3 protein-coding genes are annotated in these 7,356 nt (G+C 72.8%); all 3 read left to right on the top strand.

The genetic code is table 11. The features are described 5' to 3' along the window. Positions 1-240 precede the first annotated feature (240 nt). Entirely contained in the window at positions 241-1,194 is a 954-nt protein-coding gene (locus tag E1283_RS28160; protein WP_132820982.1) for a hypothetical protein, read from the top strand. Positions 1,195-1,355: 161 nt separating this feature from the next. Then, positions 1,356-4,655 (top strand): S8 family serine peptidase, encoded by a 3,300-nt coding sequence (locus E1283_RS28155; protein WP_425086246.1) that lies wholly within the window; start codon positions 1,356-1,358, stop codon positions 4,653-4,655. 121 nt (positions 4,656-4,776) lie between these two features. Continuing rightward, positions 4,777-7,338 carry an aminopeptidase N gene (gene pepN, locus E1283_RS28150; RefSeq protein WP_132820980.1) on the top strand — a complete coding sequence of 854 codons (2,562 nt, stop codon included), beginning with the start codon at positions 4,777-4,779 and terminating at the stop codon, positions 7,336-7,338. Positions 7,339-7,356: the final 18 nt, after the last annotated feature.

The raw sequence follows: 7,356 nt of genomic DNA, 5'->3' as shown, positions 1-7,356 counted from the left end.
GGGCGGGAGGGCGCCCTGCTGGCCGAGGCCGCGCGCGACGCCTTCGGCTCCGGCATGCTCGGCGCGTTGCTGGTCGGCGGGGCCGTGGTGGTCGCGGGCGGGATCGCGGCGGCCGTGCTGCTGCCGGGCCGGGTCGACCGCGGGTCGAACTGACGTCCATTATCAACCGGTTGGCGGCCGTTTGCCCACAGCCTCGTAACAAGACGAGGAGTTGACCGTTTCGCGGGGAATCGTTGGCGCATGAGCGAGAACACGCCACTTGCGCCCCGGCCGTTGCGGCAGCTTGCCGAGGGGCCTCGACCGGTGATGACGGCGCGGGAGTTGCGCCGCCACGGGGTGCCGGTCGCCGCCGCGCACGAGCGGTGCCGCCCCGGCGGGCCGTGGCAGATGCCGCTGCCCGGGGTCTTCCTGCTGCACGCGGGGCCGCCGAGCGGTGAGGAGACGCTGCGGGCCGTGCTGAGCTACACCGGCGGCCGGGCGGGCGAGGCCGTGGTGACCGGTCTCGCGGCACTCGCCCTGCACGGGTTCAACGGCGCGCCGTCGCTCGGCGAGTTGGACCGGATGGATGTGCTGGTGCCCAGGACGCGGCGGCTGCGATCGGCCGGCCCGGCGCGCCTGGTGCGCACCGAGGTACTGCCGAGGGCCGTCCAGCTGGCCGGCTTCCCGGTGGCGCCGCCGGAGCGGGCGCTGGCCGACGCGGTGGGGCGGACCGCGGACGCGGCGGTCGTGCGGCGACTGTTGACGGAGGCGGTGCGCGGCGGCCACTGCGAGGCGCCGGCCGCGCTGCGGGAGTTGGCCAGGGGGCGGCTGCTCGGCCGGCCGCAGGTGGCGGGCGCGGTGCGGACGCTGCTGGCGGAGGGGCGGTCCGTCTCGGAGGAACGGCTGCTGGACGCCGTGCGGTTGGGGCGGCTGCCCGACCCCTGCTGGAACGTGGGCCTCTGGCTGCCGGACGGCCCGTTCGTGGGCGCGGTGGACGCGTACTGGCCGGAGCGCGGGGTGGCGGTGGAGATCGACGACCGGCTGGGCGGCGGCGAGCGCCGGCAGACGCTGGTGGGCCTCGGCGTACGCCTGGTGCGGGTCACGCCGCGGCGGCTGCGGGAGTGCCCGCTGGGCGAGGCCGCCCTGGTGCGGGAGGCGCTGCGCGCGGCGGCGTCCGGGCCGCCCGCGAGCTATCTGGTGGTGCTGCCCCGCTGAGCGACGCGGCAATCCCGATCACCGCAGTAAATGCGAGTAACATAAATGTTACCTATAGGAATGGGACAACATCGGTCACAAGTGACGCCAGGGTTCCGGTACTTCCGTAGGATGACCCGTCATCCTGATCAGGTGGTTTCCGACCAAGGATGTCCATGTCAATGAGATCACGTCACAGACCGCTGTCCCGGGTGACCCTGGCCGCCGGCCTGGTGGCCGCCCTCGGCCTCGCCGGCGTCACCCCGGCCCTGGCCGACGACGACACCTCCCCGCCCGTCACCGACAAGCCCCTGGGGGAGAAGTTCTCCACCCAGGACGCCACCCTGCTCGAAGAGGCCAAGGCCGGTGACGAGCCGTTCGTCACCATGATGATCGCCGCCGAGCCCGGCGCCACCGAGGAGGTCGCCCAGACCCTCGGCGACGTGCCCGGCGCCTCCGTCGGCTTCACCGAGGACGAGATCGGCTATGTGCGCGTCACCGTGCGCACCGGCCGCGCCGACCAGGCCATCGAGGAGGCCATCGGCCTGGACTCCGTCCACGCCATCGACCTCAACGACGAGATCCAGGTTCCCGATCCGCTGCCCGACCCGCTGCCCGAGGCCGGCTCCGCCGCCGGCTCGGGCAACGCGGGCCGGAGCTACCCGGGGCCCGACGCCGACACCAGGGCCGCCAACCCCTACCAGCCGGCCCACGAGACCGGCGCGGTCGACTTCGTCGACGACCACCCCCGCTGGGACGGCCGCGGCGTCACCATCGGCGTCCTGGACACCGGCGTCGACCTCGGCCACCCGGCGCTCCAGGAGACCACCACCGGCGAGCCCAAGATCAGCGACTGGGTCACCGCCACCGACCCGATCGTGGACGGCGACGCCTCCTGGCGCGCCATGGTCACCGAGGTCTCCGGCTCCTCGTTCACCTACTCGGGCCGGCAGTACACCGCCCCCGACGGCGACTACCTGATCAACACCTTCCGGGAGTCCGTCGCCGTCGGCGAGATCGGCGGCGACGTCAACCGCGACGGCGACACCACCGACAGTTGGGCCGTGCTCTACGACCCGGCGGCCGGCACCGTCCGGGTGGACCTCGACGGCGACGCCGACTTCGGCGACGAGGAGGCGATGCGGCCGTACGGCGACGGCGGGCAGGTCGGCAGCTTCGGCACCGACGACCCCGACACGGCGATCGCCGAGGCCATCCCGTTCGTCGTGGAGATCCGCGAGGACGTCCCGATGGACCCCTACGGCGGTGACTGGATCGGCCAGACCGCCGACTTCGTCAACATCGGCATCGTCTCCGGCCGGCACGGCACCCACGTGGCCGGCATCACCGCCGCCAACAGCCTGTTCGGCGGCGACATGAACGGCGCGGCGCCCGGCGCCCAGATCGTCTCCGCGCGCGCCTGCGTCTTCGGCGGCGGCTGCACCTACACCGCCATGTTCGAGGGCATGATCGACCTCGTCGCCAACCGCGACGTCGACGTCGTCAACATCTCGCTCGGCGGCCTGCCGGCCCTCAACGACGGCAACAACGCCAGGGCGCGGCTCTACAACGAGCTGATCACCACCTACGGCGTGCAGATCTTCGTCTCGGCCGGCAACGAGGGCCCCGGTACCAACACCGTCGGCGACCCGTCCGTCGCCGACCTGGTGGTGGCCGTCGGCGCCGGCATCTCGCGGGAGACCTGGGCCGCCAACTACGGCTCCACCGTGCGGACCTCGTACGAGATGATGCCGTTCTCCTCCGCCGGCCCGCGCGACGACGGCGGCTTCAAGCCCACCCTGGTCGCCCCCGGCGCCTCCATCAACTCCATCCCGACCTGGCAGCCCGGCTCCCCGGTCGCCGAGGCCGGCTACGGCCTGCCGCCCGGCTACGGCATGCTCCAGGGCACCTCGATGTCCTCGCCGCAGGCCACCGGCGCCGCCGCGCTGCTGCTCTCCGCGGCCGCCCAGCGGAACATCGACCTCTCCCCCGCCGACCTGCGCACCGCGCTCACCAGCTCGGCCGACCCGATCCGGGGCGTCCAGGCGCACGAGCAGGGCGCCGGCCTCATCGACACCGAGGCCGCCTGGCGGCTGATCACCCGCGGCGCCACCGCCCACGAGTACACGGTCAGCGCGCCCGTCGACCACACGCTGGACGAGCACCTGGCCACCCCCGGCCGCGGCACCGGCGTCTACGACCGCGAGAGCGCCCCGGCCGTCGGCGAGTCCGAGGACTACCAGGTCACCCTCACCCGCACCACCGGGCCCAACCGCGCGGTGCGGCACAACCTGGCGTTGGCCAACAACCACGACAACACGTTCCGGCTGCTCGGCCCCTCCAGCGTCTCGCTGCCGCTGAACCAGCCGGTGACCGTCACGCTGCGCGCCAAGCCGCGCTCGCTCGGCGCGCACAGCGCGATCCTCACCGTCGACGACCGGTCGACGCAGGGCATCGACCAGCACGTCCTGGCGACCGTCGTCGTCGCCCAGGACCTGGCCGCGCCCGACTACGCGCTGACCGAGTCGGGCACCGCCACCCGCAACGCGTCCACCTCCTACTTCGTCACCGTGCCCGAGGGCACCGGGACGCTGGAGGTCGCCATGTCGGGCCTCGCCGAGGGCAGCCAGACCCGCTGGATCGCCATCACCCCCGAGGGCCTGCCGGCGGACGACTCCACCAGCACCTTCTGCTACCCCAACTACACCAACCCGGCGAACACCTGCCGGCCCGACCTGCGCTCCTACGACGACCCGAGCCCGGGCGTCTGGGAGTTCGAGGTCGAGTCGCGCCGCACCTCGCCGCTGCTCGGCAACCCGTACACGCTCACCGCGACCGCGCTCGGCACCACGTTCGAGCCGGAGACGGTGACGGTCGAGGAGGCCACGGTCGGCACCCCGGTGTCCGTCACCTGGGAGGCCACCAACGACTTCGCCCCGATCCAGGGCTCGCTGGCGGCCGGCGAACTGGGCTCGTCGTTCACCGACACCCCGACCATCGTCCCCGACGAGCGCCTGGAGACCACCGTCGAGATCGGTGCGGGCGTCTCCTCGTTCGAGGCCGTCATCGGCTCGGCCGCCGACCCCGGCGCCGACCTCGACCTGTACGTCTACCGCGACGGCACGCTGGTGGGCCAGTCCACCAGCGCCTCCGCCGAGGAGGCCGTCAGGATCACCGACCCGGCCGCCGGCACCTACACCGTCCAGGTGCACGGCTACGCCATCCCGACCGGATCGACCACCTTCGCCTACCGGGACGCCTACCTCAGCGCCGGGCTCGGCACGGTGGCCGTCGACACCGACCGGGTGATCGAGCTGGCCTCGGGCGCCTCGGCCGACATCGCGGCCGAGGTGACCGTCGCCGCCTCGGCGGCCGACTCGGGCGAGGGCCGCCAGGTCTTCGGCGAGGTCGAGCTGCGCAACGCGGCCGGCACCGTCACCGGGACCGGACACGTGGCCATCGAGCAGGTGCTGACCCCGTAGTCGCACCCACGACCACGGACAACGGGCCGGGGCGGGCACACGGACTTCTCGTCCGCGCGCCCGCCCCGGTCACGTACGCGTGGAAGGATGGCGACCACCGCAGAACCAAAGGAGAGACCTGGTGCCAGGCACGAATCTGACCCGGCAGGAAGCGCGGGAGCGGGCACGGCTGCTCAGCGTGGACGCTTACGACATCACGCTGGACATCTCCGGAGCACAGGAGGGCGGCACCTTCCGCTCCGAGACCGTCGTGCGGTTCACGGCCCGGGAGGCGGGCGCGACGTTCGTCGACCTGATCGCCCCCGAGGTGCGGGAGATCGTGCTCAACGACGACGCCCTCGACCCCGCCACGGCCTTCGCCGACTCGCGGATCGCCCTGCCGGCCGTGGTCGAGGGGCACAACGAGCTGCGGGTGGTCGCCGACTGCGCCTACACCAACACCGGCGAGGGCCTGCACCGCTCCGTCGACCCCGTGGACCAGCAGGCGTACCTGTACACCCAGTTCGAGGTCCCGGACGCGCGCCGCGTCTTCGCCTGCTTCGAACAGCCCGACCTCAAGGCCACGTTCACCTTCACCGTGACGGCGCCCGAGGGCTGGACGGTGATCTCCAACTCCCCCACCCCCGAACCCCGCGACAACATCTGGCGGTTCGCGGCGACGCCCCGCATCTCCAGCTACATCACCGCACTGGTCGCCGGCCCCTACCACTCGGTGCACAGCAGCTGGGACGGCGACGGGCGCTCCGTGCCGCTGGGCATCTACTGCCGCCCCTCACTGGCCGAACACCTCGACGCGGAGGCCATCTTCGACGTCACCCGGCAGGGATTCGACTGGTTCCAGGAGAAGTTCGACTACCCCTACCCCTTCGCCAAGTACGACCAGCTGTTCGTCCCCGAGTTCAACGCGGGCGCGATGGAGAACGCGGGCGCGGTCACCATCCGCGACCAGTACGTCTTCCGCTCCAAGGTGACGGACGCGGCCTACGAGATGCGGGCCGAGACCATCCTCCACGAGCTGGCCCACATGTGGTTCGGCGACCTGGTCACCATGGAGTGGTGGAACGACCTGTGGCTCAACGAGTCGTTCGCCACCTACACCTCCATCGCCTGCCAGGCCCACGCCCCCGGCAGCCGCTGGCCGCACGCCTGGACCAGCTTCGCCAACCAGATGAAGACCTGGGCCTACCGGCAGGACCAACTGCCCTCCACCCACCCGATCATGGCGGAGATCCGCGACCTCGACGACGTCCTGGTCAACTTCGACGGCATCACCTACGCCAAGGGCGCCAGCGTCCTCAAGCAGCTGGTGGCCTACGTCGGGATGGACGAGTTCTTCCAGGGCGTGCAGGCGTACTTCAAGCGCCACGCGTGGTCCAACACCCGGCTGACCGACCTGCTCACCGCGCTGGAGGAGACCAGCGGCCGCGACCTCACCGCCTGGTCGAAGGCGTGGCTCCAGACCGCCGGCATCAACATCCTGCGGCCCGAGATCGAGGTCGACGCCGACGGCGTGATCACCTCGTTCGCCGTCCGCCAGGAGGCCCCGGCGCTGCCGGCCGGCGCGAAGGGCGAGCCGACGCTGCGGCCGCACCGCATCGCCATCGGCCTCTACGAGCTGACCGACGGCGCCCTGGAGCGGGTGGAACGCCTCGAACTCGACGTGGACGGCGAGCTGACCAAGGTCCCGGCACTCGAAGGCCGGCGGCGGCCCGCCGTCGTGCTCCTCAACGACGACGACCTCTCCTACGCGAAGGTGCGGCTCGACCCCGCGTCGATGGCCGTGGTCACCGAGCACCTGGCCGACTTCACGCTCTCGCTGCCGCGCGCCCTGTGCTGGGCCTCCGCCTGGGACATGACCCGGGACGGCGAGATGCCCACCCGCGACTACCTGGCCCTGGTGCTCTCCGGCATCGGCCGCGAGTCGGACATCGGCGTCGTGCAGTCCCTGCACCGGCAGGTCAAGCTGGCCCTCGACCTCTACGCCGCGCCCGACTGGCGCGCGACCGGGCTCGCCCTGTGGTCCGACGCCACGCTGGAGCGGCTGCGGGCCGCCGAACCGGGCGGCGACCACCAGCTCGCCTGGGCCCGCGCCTTCGCGGCCACCGCCCGGACCGACGGGCAACTCGACGTGCTGGCCGGCCTGTTGGACGGCACGGAGACGATCGAGGGGCTGACGGTGGACACCGAGCTGCGGTGGGCGCTGCTCCAGCGGCTCGCCGCCACCGGCCGCGCCGACGAGCCGGAGATCGCCGCCGAACTGGACCGCGACCGCACCTCGGCCGGCGAACGCCACGCCGCCACGGCGCGGGCCGCCCGCCCGACGCCGGAGGCCAAGGCCGAGGCGTGGGCGTCGGTCGTCGAGGACGACAAGCTGCCGAACGCGGTCCAGGAGGCCGTGATCGGCGGCTTCGTCCAGACCGACCAGCGGGAGCTGCTCGCCCCCTACGCCGCGAAGTACTTCGCGGCGCTGAAGGGCGTCTGGGAGTCCCGCAGCCACGAGATGGCCCAGCAGGTCGCGGTCGGCCTCTACCCGGTGATCCAGGTCTCCGAGGAGACGCTGGCCGCGACCGACGCCTGGCTGTCGTCGGCCGACCCGACGCCGGCCCTGCGGCGGCTCGTGACGGAGTCCCGGGCGGGCGTCGAGCGAGCGCTGAAGGCCCAGGCGGCCGACGCCGCCGCCTGACCGGCGGGGCGTGGGGGT

Origin of the sequence: Streptomyces hainanensis (assembly GCF_004348415.1) — a bacterium.
GTDB lineage: Bacteria > Actinomycetota > Actinomycetes > Streptomycetales > Streptomycetaceae > Streptomyces > Streptomyces hainanensis.
Note: the sequence above shows the minus strand (reverse complement) of the source record. Positions and strands in the feature narration are given on the sequence as shown.